This is a genomic window from Dyella nitratireducens, from assembly GCF_014642835.1.
GTDB classification, from domain to species: domain Bacteria; phylum Pseudomonadota; class Gammaproteobacteria; order Xanthomonadales; family Rhodanobacteraceae; genus Dyella_B; species Dyella_B nitratireducens.
The window spans coordinates 35,582-53,968 of record NZ_BMJA01000001.1 but is presented as its reverse complement, the minus strand read 5'-3'; the positions used below and the strand labels follow the sequence as shown (position 1 = coordinate 53,968).

The 18,387-nt window shown below is 59.9% G+C and carries 19 protein-coding genes and 1 tRNA gene; 8 read left to right on the top strand and 12 right to left on the bottom strand.

Features of this window, described 5'->3' with window-relative positions:
* Positions 1 to 94: 94 nt before the first annotated feature.
* Together IEX75_RS00280 and IEX75_RS00275 are read right to left on the bottom strand one after the other, a co-directional pair.
* Positions 95 to 181, bottom strand: a tRNA-Leu gene (locus IEX75_RS00280).
* Between the two features lie 96 nt (positions 182 to 277).
* Complete coding sequence (locus IEX75_RS00275; protein ID WP_188792283.1) at positions 278 to 517, bottom strand: hypothetical protein; 240 nt, start codon at positions 515 to 517, stop codon at positions 278 to 280.
* Positions 518 to 741: 224 nt separating this feature from the next.
* Here IEX75_RS00275 and IEX75_RS00270 point away from each other — a divergent pair, with 224 nt between their 5' ends.
* On the top strand, positions 742 to 1,392 hold the full coding sequence (locus IEX75_RS00270) for a response regulator (protein WP_188792282.1): 651 nt from the start codon (positions 742 to 744) through the stop codon (positions 1,390 to 1,392).
* 83 nt (positions 1,393 to 1,475) lie between these two features.
* On the opposite strand, the gene rne is transcribed toward IEX75_RS00270, so the two are convergent.
* The gene (rne, locus tag IEX75_RS00265) at positions 1,476 to 4,649 is read right to left on the bottom strand and encodes a ribonuclease E (protein WP_188792281.1); all 3,174 of its coding nucleotides are present in this window, start codon (positions 4,647 to 4,649) and stop codon (positions 1,476 to 1,478) included.
* A 336-nt stretch (positions 4,650 to 4,985) separates the two neighbouring features.
* Between rne and IEX75_RS00260 the strand changes: the two genes are divergently transcribed.
* The gene (locus IEX75_RS00260; RefSeq protein ID WP_188792280.1) at positions 4,986 to 5,969 is read left to right on the top strand and encodes an RluA family pseudouridine synthase; all 984 of its coding nucleotides are present in this window, start codon (positions 4,986 to 4,988) and stop codon (positions 5,967 to 5,969) included.
* Between the two features lie 50 nt (positions 5,970 to 6,019).
* Here IEX75_RS00260 and IEX75_RS00255 read toward each other — a convergent pair whose 3' ends face one another.
* Together IEX75_RS00255 and IEX75_RS00250 are read right to left on the bottom strand one after the other, a co-directional pair.
* Complete coding sequence (locus IEX75_RS00255) at positions 6,020 to 7,489, bottom strand: CPBP family intramembrane glutamic endopeptidase (RefSeq protein WP_188792279.1); 1,470 nt, start codon at positions 7,487 to 7,489, stop codon at positions 6,020 to 6,022.
* A gap of 44 nt (positions 7,490 to 7,533) precedes the next feature.
* On the bottom strand, positions 7,534 to 7,875 hold the full coding sequence (locus tag IEX75_RS00250; protein WP_188792278.1) for a 4a-hydroxytetrahydrobiopterin dehydratase: 342 nt from the start codon (positions 7,873 to 7,875) through the stop codon (positions 7,534 to 7,536).
* 137 nt (positions 7,876 to 8,012) lie between these two features.
* On the opposite strand from IEX75_RS00250, the gene IEX75_RS00245 reads away from it, so the two are divergent.
* The gene (locus IEX75_RS00245) at positions 8,013 to 8,621 is read left to right on the top strand and encodes an NfuA family Fe-S biogenesis protein (RefSeq protein WP_188792277.1); all 609 of its coding nucleotides are present in this window, start codon (positions 8,013 to 8,015) and stop codon (positions 8,619 to 8,621) included.
* A gap of 107 nt (positions 8,622 to 8,728) precedes the next feature.
* Here the strand turns inward: IEX75_RS00245 and IEX75_RS00240 are convergent, their stop codons facing one another.
* The 4 genes from IEX75_RS00240 to IEX75_RS00225 form a co-directional block, all read right to left on the bottom strand.
* On the bottom strand, positions 8,729 to 9,079 hold the full coding sequence (locus IEX75_RS00240; RefSeq protein ID WP_188792276.1) for a c-type cytochrome: 351 nt from the start codon (positions 9,077 to 9,079) through the stop codon (positions 8,729 to 8,731).
* A gap of 21 nt (positions 9,080 to 9,100) precedes the next feature.
* Positions 9,101 to 9,433 carry a c-type cytochrome gene (locus IEX75_RS00235; RefSeq protein WP_188792275.1) on the bottom strand — a complete coding sequence of 111 codons (333 nt, stop codon included), beginning with the start codon at positions 9,431 to 9,433 and terminating at the stop codon, positions 9,101 to 9,103.
* Between the two features lie 139 nt (positions 9,434 to 9,572).
* A complete protein-coding gene (locus IEX75_RS00230) occupies positions 9,573 to 10,805 on the bottom strand; it encodes a TraB/GumN family protein (RefSeq protein WP_188792274.1) in 1,233 nt (410 codons plus the stop codon).
* A 206-nt stretch (positions 10,806 to 11,011) separates the two neighbouring features.
* Positions 11,012 to 11,902, bottom strand: coding sequence for a carbon-nitrogen hydrolase (locus tag IEX75_RS00225; protein WP_188792273.1), 891 nt, complete (start codon positions 11,900 to 11,902; stop codon positions 11,012 to 11,014).
* 305 nt (positions 11,903 to 12,207) lie between these two features.
* On the opposite strand from IEX75_RS00225, the gene IEX75_RS00220 reads away from it, so the two are divergent.
* The 5 genes from IEX75_RS00220 to IEX75_RS00200 all read left to right on the top strand — a co-directional run bounded on the left by IEX75_RS00220 (position 12,208) and on the right by IEX75_RS00200 (position 15,553).
* Positions 12,208 to 12,732 (top strand): hypothetical protein, encoded by a 525-nt coding sequence (locus IEX75_RS00220; protein WP_188792272.1) that lies wholly within the window; start codon positions 12,208 to 12,210, stop codon positions 12,730 to 12,732.
* 16 nt (positions 12,733 to 12,748) lie between these two features.
* Positions 12,749 to 12,967, top strand: coding sequence for a hypothetical protein (locus tag IEX75_RS00215; protein WP_188792271.1), 219 nt, complete (start codon positions 12,749 to 12,751; stop codon positions 12,965 to 12,967).
* Positions 12,968 to 13,126: 159 nt separating this feature from the next.
* The gene (locus IEX75_RS00210; protein WP_188792270.1) at positions 13,127 to 13,660 is read left to right on the top strand and encodes a hypothetical protein; all 534 of its coding nucleotides are present in this window, start codon (positions 13,127 to 13,129) and stop codon (positions 13,658 to 13,660) included.
* Between the two features lie 19 nt (positions 13,661 to 13,679).
* Entirely contained in the window at positions 13,680 to 14,999 is a 1,320-nt protein-coding gene (locus IEX75_RS00205; protein WP_188792269.1) for a hypothetical protein, read from the top strand.
* A gap of 17 nt (positions 15,000 to 15,016) precedes the next feature.
* The gene (locus IEX75_RS00200) at positions 15,017 to 15,553 is read left to right on the top strand and encodes a hypothetical protein (RefSeq protein WP_188792268.1); all 537 of its coding nucleotides are present in this window, start codon (positions 15,017 to 15,019) and stop codon (positions 15,551 to 15,553) included.
* A gap of 56 nt (positions 15,554 to 15,609) precedes the next feature.
* On the opposite strand, the gene IEX75_RS00195 is transcribed toward IEX75_RS00200, so the two are convergent.
* The 3 genes from IEX75_RS00195 to IEX75_RS00185 form a co-directional block, all read right to left on the bottom strand.
* On the bottom strand, positions 15,610 to 16,137 hold the full coding sequence (locus IEX75_RS00195; RefSeq protein WP_188792267.1) for a YbhB/YbcL family Raf kinase inhibitor-like protein: 528 nt from the start codon (positions 16,135 to 16,137) through the stop codon (positions 15,610 to 15,612).
* A gap of 71 nt (positions 16,138 to 16,208) precedes the next feature.
* Entirely contained in the window at positions 16,209 to 17,555 is a 1,347-nt protein-coding gene (locus IEX75_RS00190) for a dicarboxylate/amino acid:cation symporter (RefSeq protein WP_188792266.1), read from the bottom strand.
* Positions 17,556 to 17,624: 69 nt separating this feature from the next.
* The gene (locus IEX75_RS00185; RefSeq protein WP_188792265.1) at positions 17,625 to 18,377 is read right to left on the bottom strand and encodes a helix-turn-helix transcriptional regulator; all 753 of its coding nucleotides are present in this window, start codon (positions 18,375 to 18,377) and stop codon (positions 17,625 to 17,627) included.
* Between the last annotated feature and the right edge of the window lie 10 nt (positions 18,378 to 18,387).

Genomic DNA, 18,387 nt, shown 5'->3' with positions numbered 1-18,387 from the left:
CAGGTGTGCATGGCAATGCGCTGCTTTTTACACGGCTTCCTACACGCGGCGCCAAGCCAATGGCGTGATGGGCGCCCAAGTGATTGATTGTTATTGGTGCCCGGAGCGGGACTCGAACCCGCACAGCCTTGCGGCCGAGAGATTTTAAGTCTCTTGCGTCTACCTGTTTCGCCATCCGGGCAGGAGGGGATGCCGAATGACCGGCTGCAGGCGCGCGGATCGTAACATGCACCTTACGCGAGCGGAGCAGTCGACCCCGCTTTTTGCTTTGGATCGGTCAGGCCACGGCGCTTTCCAGCGGCTGACCCGGGCGCGCGTATTGCGCAAGGCGGATAGTGGAGGCGGGACCGGGCATTTCCACGCAGGTGCTGCGGCCTGAGCGGTTGTGCTCGTCGCGAGCGGCTTCGCGCGCCAGTTGAATGGCGGGACCGAGCCGTAGCTGGCTGAACAGCGTGGCCGAATCCCTTCGGATGCTCCAATCGCCATCCGGCGACTGTCTGAGCGAGTAGATCACCATCGATACGCTCCATGGCAGAGGGTGGAGGAACGCGTGACTTACGACAGCTATTTTGTTAATCATGGCATCAAAATTAGGACATGTATGTAGGTAATTTCCTACCTTGATTGTGGGGGTTGGCTCAAGATGGAAATTCCTTTCGGAACGCGGGGTTATCGACTTGCAATGTGTCAGCGACCTGCCTACTTTGCGAAGGCACAGTTCCTAACCAAGGAGGGCGCTAGATGATCGACGTTGTACTGGTAGATGACCACGAGCTGGTAAGAACCGGCTTCAGAATGATCCTGCAACAACCAGATATCCGCGTTTGCGGGGAGGCGGCCACGGCCGAGGACGGGCTGCGATTGATCCGCACCAGCAGACCGCGCATCGCCCTGGTCGACGTTCATATGCCCGGTATGAGCGGCATTGAGCTGACCGAGCGCATCGTGCGTGCGAATCTGCCTACCCATGTGATCGTGGTGACGGTAGTGGAGGACGCACGCTTCCCGAAGCGCTTGTTGGATGCTGGCGCGCATGGCTACCTCACCAAGAGCTGCGCGGCGGAGGAACTGCTCAACGCGGTGCGCCAGGTGGCAGGTGGCCGCCGTTATCTCGCTCCGGCAGTGGCGCAGCAGTTGGCGCTGGCGACGCTCGATGGCGAAGGTTCGCCGTTCGATTCCCTATCCAGCCGCGAGCTGGAGGTGGCGATGATGCTGGTGCGCGGCAAGGCACTCACTGCCATTGGCGAGCAGCTGAATCTGAGTCCCAAAACGGTTTCCACCTACAAGCAGCGGCTGATGGAGAAGCTGCAGGTCGATCACGTGATCAGCCTGGCCCATCTAATGACCGTGCATGGGTTGCTGGATACGCATAACAACCAGGTCGGAAACTGAAATACGAGTTTCGACGTGGATAGCAAAAGGGCCGGACGTGATGTCCGGCCCTTTTTTATGTGCTTTCCGATGGCGACGGTGTGTCAGGAAAGCCTGTTGTCGCGTTGCTGGCCAGCATGCAGATTTTCCTCTTCGGAGGATGGTTCCTTGGCCTCGGCTTCCTCGACGTTACCGTGATCGTGAAGAGGCTCGGTCGACGCATGATGGTGCAGCGGCGTTGAGAGCAGATCACCTTGCTCGGGCTGATGGATGATCGGCGCCGGCGTCACAGCCACCGGCTCGTCGAGGGCTGGCACGGCTGCGGGTTCGACGAGTACAGGTTCGTCCGCATGCTTGATCTCGGCAGCGACGATCGACTCGATCACTACGCTTGGCTCGTTCGCGCTCGGCTCCACGTCATGGGGTACTGTAACGGTGACAACTTCGGCTTGCGCGACCAAGGTATCTCCGTGGTGATGCGGCTGTGCAATGGTTTCTTCTGAAGTACCGGATGCCTCAACCTCAACAGCAGCCTCGCGCACCGGAATCGGCGGAAGCACTGGCAGGTTGAACGACGACGGCACCGGGGCCGGCGCAATGATCAACGGAGTCGTAGTGTGGTTGTCGACAGCGGCAGTCGTAGCTGCCTCGGGCTCGACGGTAGCCATCTTGAAGGCTTCCGTTTCGGCTATTGCCTGCTTCACTGTTACCGGTTCATGGTTTTCGATGAGCGGGGTAGGGTGGACAACGTCGTTAGCGGGTGTTGATGCAGGTTCCGGTGCAGCAGCCACGGGAGCCGCCACGGGCATGGCCATTTCAGGCTTCTTCGCCTCTGCCGTCTCGGCTTCCGCCTCGTCGGTTTCGATGTCGTCGCGATCCTCGTCGTCCAGATCCAGGGCATGGGCCTGGTTGCTCTGTGCGTCACCGGCCACTGCTCCCTCATGACGACGACGGCGACGGCCACCGCGACGGCCGCGGCGGCGACGTGATTGACCGGTACCTTCCGCCGATGCTGATGCTTCTGCGGCGGCAGCATTGCCCTCAGCCGTAGCAATAGCGCCGGCTGTGGTTTCGGCGGCTGGCTTTTGCGCCTCCAACGGCTTGGCAACTGGCGGATTCACCGGTTGCTGCTGTGCCTGGCGTTCTGCTTGCGGTTGACGCTCTGCCTGCGGCTGACGTGGCTGGCGCTCCTGCTGAGATGGTTTGGCTGCCTCAACGTTCTGTTGCTGCTTATTGCGCTGCTCGTTGGCAGTCGCGTCGCCGGTTTGCGCGGGCTTCGGCTGGCGCTGCTGCTGTTCCTGCTTGCCTTGCTGCTGGCGCGCCTGCTGTTCCTGGCGCTGGCGCTGCTGATTGGGGTTCTTGGCCTGCTGCTGCCCACCGCCGCGGGCTTCGCGCTGCGGCTGGTTCTGGCGTTGCTGCTGGCCTTCGCCGCGCGTGCGTTGCTCGTTACGGCGGTTGTCCTGCTGTTTGCCACGCGTGGTTTGCGGTGGCGCGGTCACAGGAGCCGGAGCAGGGGCAGCTACGGCGGCGTCATTGCTACGGAACAAGCCGAACAGCTTGGACAGGAAACCGCCTTGCGAGGCCGCCGGTACCGGAGCGGGAGCGGCGGCTGGCTGGCGCTGCGGCTTGACCGGCGTGGCAGCGGGGGCTGCGACCGGCGCTTCTTCTCGCACGGGGGCCGGGCTACTGGGCACGATGCCAGTTACCACCGGCTGCTCGCTGCTGCCCAGCATCTGGCCCATCTTGCGCACCACGTTCGCTTCTTCGGCGGTAAGGCGCTCGTAGCTGGGCTTGCTGTGCTCACCCATTTCCGCTTCGCGGATGCGCTGGATTTCGATATGCGGCGTTTCGAGCTTGTCGTCCGCCACGATCACGACGTGTACCTTGTTGCGCAGTTCGATCTCGACCACGCTGGCACGCTTTTCGTTGAGCATGTAGTTGGCCACGCTCTGCGGGGCCTGGACCAGCACCTGGCCGGTGTTGTCCTTCATCGCGTGCTCTTCGATCAGGCGCAGCGTGGACAGCGACAGTGATTCCACGCTGCGGATATGGCCGTGGCCTTCGCAGCGTGGGCAGACGATCTGGGTGGCTTCGCCCAGCGATGGACGCAGGCGCTGGCGGGACATCTCCAGCAGGCCGAAGCGCGAGATGCGGCCGATCTGGATGCGCGCGCGGTCGAGCTTGGCGGCTTCTTTCAGGCGCTCTTCCACTTCCCGCTGGTGCTTGGGACTGTCCATGTCGATGAAGTCGATCACGATCAGGCCGCCGGCATCGCGGATGCGCAGCTGGCGGGCGATCTCGGTGGCCGCTTCAAGATTGGTGTTGAACGCCGTCTCCTCGATGTCGCCACCTTTGGTGGCCTTGGAGGAGTTGATGTCGATGGCGGTCAGCGCCTCGGTCTGGTCGATCACGATCGAACCGCCGGAGGGCAGGCGCACAGTGCGGTCGAACGCGCTCTCGATCTGTGTCTCGATCTGGTAGCGCGAGAACAGCGGGGTGTCGTCCTTGTACAGCTTCAGCTTGCGCAGGGCGTTGGGCATCACCTGCTGCATGAAGTCGCGGGCATCCTGATAGAGGGATTCCTCATCGATCAGGATCTCGCCGATATCGTTGCGCAGATAGTCGCGCAGGGCGCGGATGAACAGCTTTGATTCCTGATAGATCAGGAACGGTGCCTTCTGCGCGTTGGCGGCCTGGGAAATGGCTTTCCAGGTGGCCAGCAGGTAGTCCAGATCCCACTGCAGCTCTTCGGCGTCGCGGCCCATGCCGGCGGTGCGCACGATCAGGCCCATCTCGTCGGGGACGGTGAGATGTTCCAGCGCTTCCTTCAGCGCCTGCCTGTCTTCACCCTCGATGCGACGCGAAACGCCACCCGCTTTCGGGTTGTTCGGCATCAGCACCATGTAGCGGCCGGCCAGGCTGATGAAGGTGGTGAGGGCGGCTCCCTTGTTGCCGCGCTCCTCTTTCTCCACCTGCACGACCACTTCCTGGCCTTCTTTCAGCAGGTCGCGGATGTTGGATTTGTAGGGATCGAGGCCTTGCGTGAAGAATTCGCGGGCGATTTCTTTCAGCGGGAGAAAGCCGTGGCGTTCGGCGCCGTAGTCGACGAAACAGGCTTCAAGGGAGGGTTCGACGCGAGTGATGCGGCCTTTGTATATGTTGGCTTTTTTCTGCTCGCGGGAAGGGATTTCAATATCAAGGTCGTAAAGGGTCTGGCCATCCACGATGGCCACACGCAACTCTTCACGCTGAGTTGCGTTGATCAACATTCTTTTCATTGTGATTCCTCAGCTTGGCCGCGCGTCGCGCGCCGCGGTGGCGCCTGGTGTGGCGGCCTCTCCGGGGATCGCGCCGCTGCGGTAAAGCGGCAAAAATAACGGTAACGTTCCCGATACCGGGATGATTCGTTGCACGCACGCCGCGCCATCAGGTCAACAAAACCGGACAAGCGGCTACCCGAACCGTTACGATGAAAGGGTGTTTGCAACCGGCTGCCAAGATGGCCGACCGGAGCAAACCTCGCCGGCGTAACAGGCGGGCGCCTGGTCCTCAACGGATGTCGGTGGACCGGGCTGAGCGCTGTGCGAGTATCCTCTCAACCCAGGTTTTTTTCAATGCAGACGGCAACTTCCCCCGATGTACCTCAAGGGGTGCGTCAAGTAGAGATCGGTCCGGAGCGGGACGGTCAGCGCATCGACAACGCCCTCGTGACCCTGCTCAAGGGGGTGCCCAAGAGCATGATTTACCGGCTGCTGCGCACCGGCCAGGTACGCGTGAACGGCAAGCGTGCCAAGCCGGATACCCGTCTCAATCAGGGCGATATCCTGCGCATTCCGCCGGTGCGGGTGGCCGAGCGGCCGGCCGAAGAGGGGGCTCCCCAGGCGGCGCTCGCGGCGGTGGCTGAGGCGGTGATCTTCGAGGACAAACACTTTCTGGTCATCGACAAGCCATCCGGGATGGCCAGCCACGGTGGCAGCGGAGTGAGTTTTGGCGCGATCGAGTTGTTGCGTCAGGCTCGACTCAAGGATCATCTGGAGCTGGTCCATCGCCTGGATCGCGACACCAGCGGCGTGCTGGTGTTCGCCCGTACCCGCGCGGGACTTACCGGCTTGCAGGAGGCGATCCGGGCAGGCGAAGTGACCAAACAATATCTATGCCTGATGGTGGGACACCCCCAGAAGGCCAAGTTCGACGTGAACCTGCCCCTGAAGAAGTCGGTACTGCAAGGCGGCGAGCGGATGGTACGGGTGGCGGACGACGGTAAACCCTCGCTCACCTTCTTCCGGGAGATGGAGCAGTACGCTGGTGCGCGCCTGATGCAGGCGACCCTGGGCACCGGCCGTACGCACCAGATCCGCGTGCACGCCGCGCACATCGGCCATCCGCTGGCGGGTGATACCAAATATGGCGACAAGGAGGCGAACAAGCGCTTCCGAGAGCGTGGGCTTCACCGGCTGTTTCTGCATGCCTCACACATGTCGTTCGAACTGGATGGGCGCGCCTATGGGTTCTCAGCGCCGTTGCCGGATGACTTGAAGTCGGTGTTGGATGCGCTCTCCACCAAAGGAAAAAGCACGCGCAGACCGTGGGTTGGGTAAACCCCGGCGTTGCCGTGGCGGTGTAGTCACGATAGTGGGTTTTGCCCAACCTACAAAAAGAAGCGAGCGCTGACTTCGAGTGAACGCAGCAGCGGTCCGCCTGCCAGCGCCGACTCCACTAACAAGGCGCAGATCGCATGTGACAGCGCAACTGGCAATACGCTGCGCGAGCGCAAAAAGCACCACGCCCACCAGAGCTCGCCGACGAAGCAAAGCTGCATCAGCGCAGCGTTGGGTGTGTGCAACAACGCAAATACGAGCGCAACCGGCACGATGGCCCAGCTTGGCCGGGGCAGAATCCGTTCAAAGCGGTGCAGCAACACAACCAGTATCAACCACTGCTGCAACCAGGCCCAGGCGAAATAGGCAAGCACATGGCCAAGCAACAGGGGGCGCAGTGCGTGGCCATAGAACATGGCCAGCAGCACGGTAACCGGCAGCGTCGCCAGCGGCCACAACCACTGGCGACCCGCCCCGGGCCAGCGCCATAGCCGCGGCAGATGCCGGCGTTCGATGGCGAGCGCGTAGACCAAGCCCCCGCCGAAGGTCGTCAAGCCTAGCGGGGTAGGGCGCAGCCCCCAGTGCAAACCTGTGATCACCCATAAAGGGCCCAGCAGGCAGCCGGCGATTTCAATCCACGGCCGCAAGCGACCTCGGACGGGACGCAGTGCCAGCCACAGCAATACAAGCAGGTAGACGATGCAGGCACTCCAGGCCCATGCCTGACGAGGGCGAGCCATCGGCTCGGCCTGAGGTGTTTCGCCGGCGGGTACGATCAGTGCGGCTGGCCAGCGATCGCGCAGTCGATTGCTTAACGCCAGCATGGCTTCTGCGCTGATGCCATCGGGCAAGCGGAACAGTGGCATAGGCCAGTTTTGGGTGCGTGCGGTGATACGGTCCATGCCCTGCTGCAGAGCGTTTTTCGGCAGATCGATCGCAACGTCCTGCAAATGTGGCATCGGCTCGGTGGTCAGCAATGCCGCTGATGCGATGCGTAGACTTCCATCGCGCGGAAGCTGGACACGCAAGCGAAGCATCTGCGCAATGCCCGGTGTGGCGCATTTGCCTTGTTCGGCGCTCTTCCACGCCAGATCGCGCAAATCGATGCGCAAGCTACTTGTATCGGGTGTCAGCACATGGGCGGAAGGTGCCAGGCAAGCCAGGGCATGGCTGCTGCCTTGCCACACCAGTCCGATGTTGCCGGCTGTATTGCTCTGCAATGCCAACTGCAGAATCGGCCAATGCCTGAGATCCAGCGGCGATGCAATCGGTAAACCCAGTTCGAACGGCGTGCCGTCTTCGCTGGTGACCCGCAGTGCATCATCGTCCTGTACGACCGTTGCGTTGCCGAACGCGCGACCTGCGACGAGATCGCGTGGCTTGCGCAACTGCCATTCCCAAAGCGGCTGATTGGCTTCAATGCGCGCGAGTTGGTGCTGCGCTTGGTCCAGCAATTGCGTGGCGGTCATCTGCGCGGCCAAGCGGCCAAGCGCCACGCAGGCAATAAGCGCAACCAGCACGTAGCTGGCGCAGATTAACGCCGCTCGGAGACGCCCGGTTTCGTTCAACGTTCGAGCAGAGCGTCGACACGCGCCGCACAGATGAAATCGTTCAACGACAGGCCGCCCACATCATGCGTAGACCAGCGCAGCTTGCAATGGCCGTAGCCCGCCTCGATATCCGGATGGTGGTCCTCATGGTTGGCCATGAACCCCACCGCGTTGATAAAGCCCAGCGTGTGATGAAAGTTCTCGAAGCGGAAATCTTTCACCAAGGCATCGGCCTGTGCGCTTAGCTTCCAGCCCGGCACCAGCGGCAGCAGCGCGGTAACGGCTGCTTCGTCCAGCGCATGTTCCTTGCCTTTGCGCGGCTGGCAATGCTGGGCAGATAGCGGTTGGGCAGTCATGGCGATCTCCGTCGTGTGCTCAAACGCTGGAACTGTACGCGAAAACGACCCATTCGGACATTCGCTGAAAACAGGACTAAAATGGTGCGGTATAGGTCCGTACTTTTACGGGCAAAGTTAGTGGTTCCGGAGCAGGCATGATCGAGATTTCCGAACGCGCGCAGGAGCATTTCCAGCGCTTACTCGCCCAGCAGGGCATCGACGGGTTAGGCATTCGCCTGCGCGTCACCGCACCGGGCACGCCCGCTGCCGATTGCGAACTGGAATTCTGCGAACCTTACGAACTCACCGGCAGCGAATGGACGGTGGAGTGCCAGGGCTTCAACTTCTATATCGAAGGCGACAGCGCATCATGGCTGGAAAGCGCCACCATTGATTACGAACCGAACCAGACCGGTGGTCAGTTGAATATCCGCGCGCCGAAGATCAAAGGACAACTCCCAGGCACGGAGGCGGGTTTGGTGGAGCGCGTGCGCTACGTGCTCGAGGCCGAAGTGAATCCACGCATCGCCGCGCATGGTGGACGCGTAAGCCTGCTGGAAGTGGATGCCGATGGCGTGGTGCTGCTGCAATTCGGCGGTGGTTGCCACGGTTGCGGCATGGTCGACGTGACGCTCAAGCATGGCGTGGAAAAGACGCTGCGTGAGCGCGTACCGGAAATCACCGCGGTGCGCGATGCAACCGATCACAAGGGCGGCACCAATCCGTATTACAGCAAGAAGGAAGGGCAGTCCGCGATGGGCTGATGCGAGGCATCCATCGCTGCACACATCCGCTTATCTTGAAGGCTGTGCATTCCCGCGAAAGCGCCTCCGCCTTCGCGGGAACAGTGGACATGACATAGCGAGAGCGATCAATCACCCTGCACGTGCCCCTTCAACGTATCCATCTTCGTCGGCAACGACGAGTAATACGTCGCGATATCGTCGATATCCTGATCCGATAGCGTCGCGGTAAAACCTTTCATGATCGGATTGCTGCGACGGCCGTCCTTGTATTCGTGCAAGGCCTGCTGGATGTAACCGAAATACTGGCCAGCCAGACGCGGATACTGCGGATCGACAGCGTTGCCGTCGGCACCGTGGCAGGCAAAACAGGCCGCCGCCTTGGACTTGCCGTTTGCAGCATCACCGCCAGCCAGCAGCGGCGCCGAGGCCAGCGCGAAAGCCATACCGAACGAGAGCAGCGTGAGCGCGCGTTTCATGTCGATGGAATCCTCGGTGGCTTACTTGGGAGCAATGCTGGAAAGATAGGCGGCAATGTCCTCGATCTCTTGATCGGAGAGGCTTTGCGCCTGCGCCATCATGGTCGGATGCGTGCGGTCGCCCGCCTTGTACTCATGCAGCGCGCTGATCAGATATTGCTCATTCTGCCCCGCAATCTTTGGCACCGGGTATTGCGGATACGCATTGTTGGTGCCGGGAACGCCATGGCAGCCATTGCACGTATAGACGAGGGTACGGCCGTTTTTCTTGTCGCCCGTGGCAAGGGCAGAGCTGGAACAAATCAGAACAGCAGCAGTGATGGCGGCCAAGCCAAACAATTGCAATCGAATCATCAAAAGGATCCCCAAGGTTCCAGCGGATGCGTGCAACGTACTCGACCGAGTATAGAGGTTGCCGCTCAGCCGTCACAATGGGCGAATAACGCAGTAGGGGAGCGACAAAAAGCCGCGCTCCCTTGCGCATTGCCGCAAATCAGAACAGGTTCTTAAGAATATGGATGCCTGCGGTGTACTCGCCGACGATGGTGCCCAGGCAGACCAGGAAGAAATTGAGCAGCGTGCGTGCCACGCGGTTCGTCCACCAGCCGCTCCAGTGCACGATGTCGTCGCGCAGGCTTTCGAAATCCGCCACGCGCGGCCGGCGCACCCACGCTTCCACCATCGCACTGATGCCGCCGGAAGGAATGCCCGGGCGGAACGGCTTGATGGGGCCGGCAATGAAAGCTGCAATGATGCTCAACGGATGTGCGCGTGCCAGCAGTGCACCGAGTGCGGAGAACCCTCCGGTAAACAACACCCAGTCGCGCAAGGCTTGCGCACCCAGCGCCGTGTTGCGGTGGAAGGCATAGCCGATCGCCGCAAAGATCAGCAGCACCAAACCGACGGCCAGCCATTTCGGCCATTGCGCCTTGGGCGGCGTCTTGGCCAGCTCGGCCACGGTCTCGCTCGGATCCGCCTGTTGGATGCGCAAGTGTTCGCTCAGGCCTTTGAGATGCCCGGCGCCGATCACCACCAGCACCTTGCATGGGTTGGCGGTGACCGAGCGTCCGGCTTCCTCGCGCAGACGCGCCGCCATGTAGGCGTCGCGTTCGGCGATCAGGCTGCGGTACAGCGGTGCCGATTCATTGGCAAATTCACTGAAGGCGCTTTCCAGCATGTCGCCTTGCTTGAGTTTCTCGATTTCCTTCTCGTCGATCGTCTCACGCTCGAACACGCTGGCCAGCATGCCACCGAGCAGGCTGAAGCGTTGCCAGAAACCCACGCTGTGCCAGGCGCGCTTGAGCGTGGTGCCCACTTCGCGATCGACCAGCCACAGCGGTACGTTGAGTTCGGCGGCGCCATCCATCGCTGCTTTCATTTCCGCGCCAGGCTGGATGCCGTATTGATCGGCAAGCCGCTTCTGGAAGGTGGACAGCACCAAGCTCGCCGCCACCATGCCGGCTTTGCCCTCGCGGATCACGCGGAACAGATCCATCTGCTTGAACGCTTCCGGATCGCGCATACCCTGCGCGCGGCTTTCGCACAGTTCTACCGCAATGGCGTTGAACGACTCGTTCGCCAGTAGCGCATTCACCGCGTCCACGCTGGCGCGCGACACGTGTGCCGTGCCCAACAACACGTATTCCACCCCATCGCGATGCACCCGCTCGATCGGCTGGCCGCTGAGGTCAGGCTTGGTGGGGAGGTTGGTTTCGGGGACGCTCATGCGATGGGTATGGGGTGGGGGAGACGTGCAGCATGAGGACTTGGGTTGGGTAGTGCAAGCCTGCTTGCGCCTGTCCGTCGACGGGATCAAAAACCTGTCCTGCCGTGGCCTTGGCAAACGCGGGGCGTAGGTTGGGTTAGCGCAGCGTAACCCAACAATGCCGCCTAAAAATGTTGGGTTACGCTGCGCTAACCCAACCTACAACATCAATCGCGGAAGCGCTTCAGCAAATCGCCATACGCATCGATCCGCCGATCACGCAGGAACGGCCAGATGCGACGCACGTGCTCGCTGCGCGCCATATCGATCTCGACGATCAGCAATTCACGCTTGTTGTTGCCGGCCTCGCCCAGAAATTCACCCTGCGGACCTGCCACAAAGCTGCTGCCCCAGAACTGGATGCCAGCGCCCACGCCAGCCGGATCGGGTTCGAAGCCAGTACGGTTGCAAGCCAGCAGAGGAATGCCGTTCGCCACCGCATGGCCACGCTGCACGGTAATCCATGCTTCGCGCTGACGGTCTTTTTCATCTTGCGCATCATTGGGATCCCAGCCGATCGCCGTGGGATAGAGCAGCAATTCCGCACCGGCCAGCGCCATCAGGCGCGCAGCTTCGGGGTACCACTGATCCCAGCACACCAGCACGCCCAGACGGCCCACCGAGGTGTCGATCGGCTCAAAGCCTAGATCGCCCGGTGTGAAATAAAACTTTTCATAGAAGGCCGGATCATCCGGAATATGCATCTTGCGGTACTTGCCCGCGATCGCGGCGCAGCGATCGAACACCACCGCGGTGTTGTGATACAGCCCGGCGGCACGTTTTTCGAACAGCGAAGCCACCACTACCAGCCTCAGCTCCTCGGCTAGCTTGCCGATGCGTGCGGTGCTGTGGCCAGGAATGGTCTCGGCGGTGTCGAACTCGTTCACCGATTCGTGCTGGCAGAAATACGGACCGTTGTGCAGCTCCTGCAGCAGCACAAGCTCGACACCGGCCGCGGCAGCTTCGCGCAGGCCGGCTTCGATGGCATCGAGATTGGCATCGCGGCTGCCGCGGTGAGTCTCCTGCAGCAGCGCGACCTTGAGTGTCTTGCGGGTCATTCGGGGCATTTCCTGGTCGCCGGGTGGCGGGAAACGCATAGTTTAAAGGACCGCCGCGGCGGAATGGGGCAAATTGTGTGTGGCGCATCAAGGCGAGAGAGCCTTACTTTCCCTTCAGGCTATCGCTGTCATTTCATGCGTCCGCCCGGTGATAGGTTGTTTGTAATGGATTCTGTGGGGAAGCAATCTTGTTTGCGCTATCACCATCCCGCCGTATAAGCCTCTTGTTTGGCGCAGTCACGTTAGTGGCTTGCGAGAGTGCGCCCTCACAAGCCAGCTTGCCATCTTCCAAGGAGACATCTGCTGTGTCTCATTCCGCCGACTCTGATCACAGTGGGATAACCACTGCGCCGATTCGCCCCGTTCTCAACGCTGAGCAGGTGCTTGCCCGGTTGCTAGTGCTGATTCGAACCAGTCGCAGCGTGAACGAGTTCACGGGTGAGTATCTAAGCGAAAAGATGGGAGTACCGTTTGCAACGTATCGACCTGGACAACACGTTTTTGGCGAACCGGTTACGGCGGATTGGTCATATGCCATAGAGATGGATGAAAATCTCAAACCAAGCCCCAGGCTCAGCTTTGACTTCAGAAGCGATCCAGGAACTTCTCCTCCGATGTCTGATATTTGTCAGATCGATTTCGACCGATTCAAGGCCGAACTCGAGGGGATGGGTTTTAACTCCGAGCCTTACTATGGCGAGCATGGCAGATTCATCAACGTTAGCTTCACCCGACCGAATCTCTACATCGAGGTCTATCCGGAAGGCGAGGCCGATGACCCCGTTGAGAAAATCAGTCATCGATGCGTAAAGATGGTTTTGATTTCTTGAACGCAAGGAACGCGATATGCCAACACTGAGCACTGAAACTGAAGCGATCATTGCCGCTTTTGAAAAGCAGCCCAACGTCATCCCGGATCAAGTGCAAAACCTGTGCGCCTCGATTGAATCATCAGCGGCTAAGGGGCGCGGCGGCGGACTGGGCAAATGTGTTTGGCGCATCAAGGCGAGAGAACCTTACTTTCCTTTCAGGCTATCGCTGTCATTTCACGCGTTCGCCCAGTGATAGGTTATTTGCAATGGATTCTGTGGGGAAGCAGTCTTGTTCGCGCTATCACCATCCCGTTGTAGTCGTATAAGCCTCTTGTTCGGCGCAGTCACGTTAGTTGCTTGCGAGAGTGCGCCCTCACAAGCCACCTTGCCATCTTCTAAGGAGACATCTGCCTTGTCTCATTCCGCCGACTTTGATCACAATGGAATAAGCACTACATCGATTCGCCCCCTTCTCAATGCTGAGCAGGCATTGACACGCCTGCTGACGCTGATTCGAAGTAGCAAGAGCCTCGAAGACTTCACGCCACAGCGCTTGCGAGAAGCCATGGGAACGGCGATCAATCATGCGGCTGATCGCTATGAAAGATATGGGTTTGGAGAGTCCATAACGCGCCAATGGAGTTATGGCTTCGGTGTGGATCGGTCCCCCAACTATGGCCCCCGCTTCGAATTCTCTTTCAACAAAAACGCTCCTGGCGCTAGTCCTCCCATGACCGATATTTGCCAGATAGATTTTGACCAGTTCAAGGCCGAACTTGAATCCATGGGCTTCACGTCCGAACCGTACTACGGCGAACACGGAGCACTGATCAACCTTTCTTTCACCCGCCCTAAGCTCTACATCGAGGTCTACCCAGAAGGGGAAGCCAACGAACCAGTTGAGAAAATCAATCACCGATGCGTGAAGATGGTCCTGATCTACTGAATAACGCAAGGAGCGCGACGTGCCAACTCTTAGCCATGAAGCCCAGGTAATCATCGCCGCCTTCGAAACGCAGCCTGGTGTCACTCCGGACCAGGTTCAAAATCTGCGCGCTTCGATCGAGGCATCAGCGGCTTTGATTGAGCAAATCAATACCGCTGTGAAACTAGGATATCTCAAACAGATTGAACCAATTTCCCACTCCCATGCGGGTGGTGAATACGACGCGGCTACTAAGGCCATGCGCTTGCCGTTACGTATCCTGAGTACACGGTCGGACAAGACCGTTAATACGGGGGAAGTGGTCTTTACGTTAGGCCACGAATTGCAACATGGCTTCAATCACGCCACTACCGTGCAGGCGTATGCGACTTTCAGCAAAGAAGCTACGCAAGCTGCCAAGACCCATCACGATTACACGGCGGCCATCGGCAATCTTATCGCTGCCAATCGCCGCGATGAGGCTAGTGCGGAAATTTCTGGATGGAATGCCATTGTCAGCCAGATTAAGACATCCAACCCGACTCCCACCCTGGCTGATATTTACAACGCTCAACCCACCAGATTAAGGGACTTCATCGAGCAAAGCGGCGACTACCCGGTCTATGTCTATGCACTTCAACCCAACCTCACCCTTAACCCTGATCTTACCCTTAGTCCAACGCCCGCCAATCTGGAGGCTATGGGACGGAATTTCTTTGATAAAGAACCAAAAGAATCGGCTCTTGGTGCCCTCGGCAAATCCGACTACGCCAACTACTACGGCGCCTGGGCCATTGGCGAAGCGGCGAAACTGGAGCGCCATTACAACCGCACGCCTTCCATCACTGTAAACCTGTCGCAGTTGCACTTGAGCGAAAAGCTGCTGGAAGAAAATGGTATCGATTTGGGCAGCAACCCATCCCCCATCCCGTATTACGACAGCAGCAGCTTGCCGCCTGCGAAAGGGTTGTTTCAGCACACCATCACAACGCATGAGCATGTTCTGCCGATCTCGGCGCGTGCTTACGAGGTGGAGCGGGAGCGCAATCCCGAGCTTGCGCCGCCATGGCAACGCGAGCATGCATGGCCTGCCAGATGCCCGCATATCGATAAAAACAGTTCCATCGACGACATGTTCGAGGCGCTGTATCAAGCTGCCATCCACAAAGACGACGCGCTTGCTCGCCAAGTGGGGCGCGCTTATGCGCAATCGGATGCCGGTCAATTGTTTTTCGAGCAGGGCCACCTTTTCAATCAGCAGCAGCAACTGCAAGAGCAGCAGGCCGAGTTGGTGAGGCAACAGCAGCAGGTCTTGCAAACTCCCGTTCAACACGGCCCCGTGCTGACGCTCTCTCGCTGAATCACGGTGATTACAACATGGAAGATATCAAAACATTCGCCGTCAAACTCTCCGCCGCCACCGACCATTTCGAAGAGCGCAGCAGCCGTGTGGTGGAAACAAACCATCATGCGGCTCAGCAATTGCTTCATGCAGCGCAGCAGGTATCGAGCACCGTCGAACGCAGTACCACCCAGGCTATGTCGAACGTAAAAACCGCTACCCACGCGGCGCTGACCGAAGGCCTGGCGGGCCCCGTTCACAACCTGGAGGAAACGCTGCAGCGTAGCGCCCGCACGCTGGAGGTGGCTTCGCAGCATCTGGCTGGACGCATCGAAGCGATGCGTCGCATGCATACGACCCATGCCTGGAGAGCTTTTATTGCCTGCGCGATCGGCTCCTTGCTGGCGATCGGCGCATCGCTTTATGCAGTGAGGCAAGCGCGTGAGGAGATCGCGCGTGCGCGATGGGTGTCCGAGATCAATGCCGCCGTCGACAAAGGCAATTTGACCGTTTGCCAAGATGGTGGTGTTTGTGCGCGTCTCGGCAACAAGTGGGTGCGGTTGGACAAATAGCCAGGCTGATTTTTTTGAGGCATTTCCCCTGCACCCGCGAGTGCAGAGGAAGGGCCTTATCGCCCGTACGTCAGCGTTTGCTGCGCTTTGCCCAGTACATGGCCATGCACCATGAAACCGGCCAGCGCGGCGCTGGCATTGTCCGGCACATCCAGCTGCGGCACGTCCAGCGCATACACGGTGAATACATAGCGATGCGGCTTATCGCCAACGGGTGGGCAGGGGCCACCCCAGGCTGTGGTGCCGAAGTCATTGTGGATGCCGCGTGCGCCCGTGGGCAATGCACCGCCTTCCTGTAGCGAATGGATAGAAGCTGGCAGGTTGATCACCACCCAGTGCCACCAGCCGCTGCCGGTGGGCGCATCCGGGTCGTACACCGTCATCGCAAAGCTGCGTGTTCCCGCAGGCTGCCCTTGCCAGTGCATGGCGGGTGCCAAGTTTTGCCCGCTGCAACCGAAGCCGTTGAAGGTGTACTTCGGCGCGATATGGCCGGTGGCGTCGGCGGCATCGACTTGTAGAGAAAAGTCACCGGCATGGGCAACGGCGGCGCTGAGGGCAAACAAGACGGCAAGCGTACGGAACATGGCAGACACTCGTGTGTGGACGGCGGCAGGATATGAAAGTGCCTGCCACGGGCTTGCCACGCCACGCGCAATCAATCGCCCGAAACGCTCACACTTTCTTCAGCGCCAACGGGTGCGATCTTGCGCATTTGCGCATCCACGACCGTGGCGGAAACGATGTCGCTGCCCACGTTGACCGTAGTGCGCAACATATCGAGGATGCGATCCACGCCCAGCACGATGCCGATGCCTTCCGGTGGTACGCCGAAAGTAGCGAGCAAACCTGCAATCAGCGGCAACGAACCCCCAGGAATGCCGGCCACTGCCACGGCGCTAAGCACCGACAGCAGCATCAGCACGCATTGCTGTCCGAGCACGAGTTCTATCCCGAACGCCTGTGCCACGAACAGCACCACGCAACCTTCGAACAAGGCTGTGCCGCTCATGTTCATGGTGGCTCCCAACGGCAGCACGAAACCCGACGTGCTCGGTGCCAGTTTCAATTCGTCGCGTGCCATCGCCAGTGACGCGGACAGAGAGGCACTGCTGGAACTGGTGGAAAACGCCGTAACCAGCAACGGCCGTATTTGCTTGAAATACATCAGCGGCGATCGAGAGGTAAACACGCGCAGCCATACCGACATGGTGCCGAACAACTGCAATGCCAGCGCCGCCGTGCAACCAAGCACGAACACGGAAAGCGTGATCAAAATGCTGGGGCCGACTTTCACGATCACGCTATAGATCATCGCGGGTACCGCATACGGCGCAAGCTTCAGCGCAAAACCGACGATGGCAGTCATCGTGTCGCTGACTAGATCGAGCGAGGCTTGCAGTTTCAATCGCTTCGGCTCGTCCAGCTGTGTCGCGGCGGCGCCCACCAGCATCGCGAATACGATCAGCGGCAGTACGTCACCCAGCGCACCGCGGCTGTTGCCGACGAAAGCACCGAGCAGATTGCGCGGCATGAACATGTCTACCAGCAACGCGAAACTCATGCCGGGTTGCGCCTCCGAACGCTGCACTGTCTGCTTTGCGTTGCCGCCATATTCCTGCATCAGCAGATCCTTGGCGCCCCCTGCCAGATGATGGCCTGGCTGCAGCAGATTCATCATCAACAAACCGATGGCGACGCCGATCAGCATGTTGGCGGCGAACAGCGCAAACGTGCGCCAAGCCAATGGTCCAAGGCGATCGAGCCTGCCCAATTGCGCTACGCCCGATGCAAGCGAGGAGAACACCAGCGGGATTACCACGAAGAACAGCAAGCGCAGGAAAATCTGGCCAAACGGATCGAGCGCAGCCGAGGACACGGTCTGCGCCGCACTCAACACGCGCGGAGAGAGTTCCCCCACACCCAGAGTGATGACGCCTGCCACGACGCCGATGGTCAAGCCCCATAGAATGCGCGTGGCCAATGATTTGGAAACAGTACTCATCCGATGAGTCCTTCTACCCAAGCCGGACGTCAACCTAGCACTTTTTCAGGCGATGTCGGTCAGCGCAGATTACTCACGCAATTCGGAAGGCAGCGTGCCAAAACGCATCCGGAACCGTGTCGCAAAACGTGACGGAGAGAGATAGCCGCAGACTTCGGCAATGCGCTTGAGCGGCTGTGTAGTGGTCTGGATCAAGGTGAGCGCGCGTGCCAGGCGCACTTCTTCCAGCACCGCGCGGAAACTCGTCTTCTCCGCAGCCAGCTTGCGGCGCAACGTTGCCACGCTCATCGCCAAATGTCCGGCAATGTCTTCAGCGTGCCACGCTCTATCAGGCATCGCGGCCAGCAACATGCGTACGCGCTCGGCCACCGCCAGCTCTTGCAGCGAAGTGGGACGGAAACCGCTGAGATCGAGCGCTTCCAACAGCTCCCGCACCCGATGCGCCAACACTGCCTGCGGTAATTGCTGCTGCAAACCCAGTTCGGTATGCGCGAAAGCCTGATCCAGGGCAGGCGAGGGCGGCAATACTGTCCAAGTTGTTGGATCGGTGTCCGTTGTCCACTTCTTTTCCAGCAGCAATTCGCGCGACACCGCAATGCAACTGGAAAGATACGGTCCATTGCTGGCTGGTACGTTCTCCACGTTCAGCAGCATGCCCGGGGTCACGACGAGGTAATGCCCCATGTCGACCGCTGCACGCTGCGTACCGTTGGTCAGCCGTTTCTGCCCGGCCCTGATGTGCGCCACGATGAAATCGTCAAACGGCACAGCAGCCATGCGCTGCCGGCGCCTCGCATAGAAGTTGAGTAGCGCAACGCTCATGTGTCGTGTT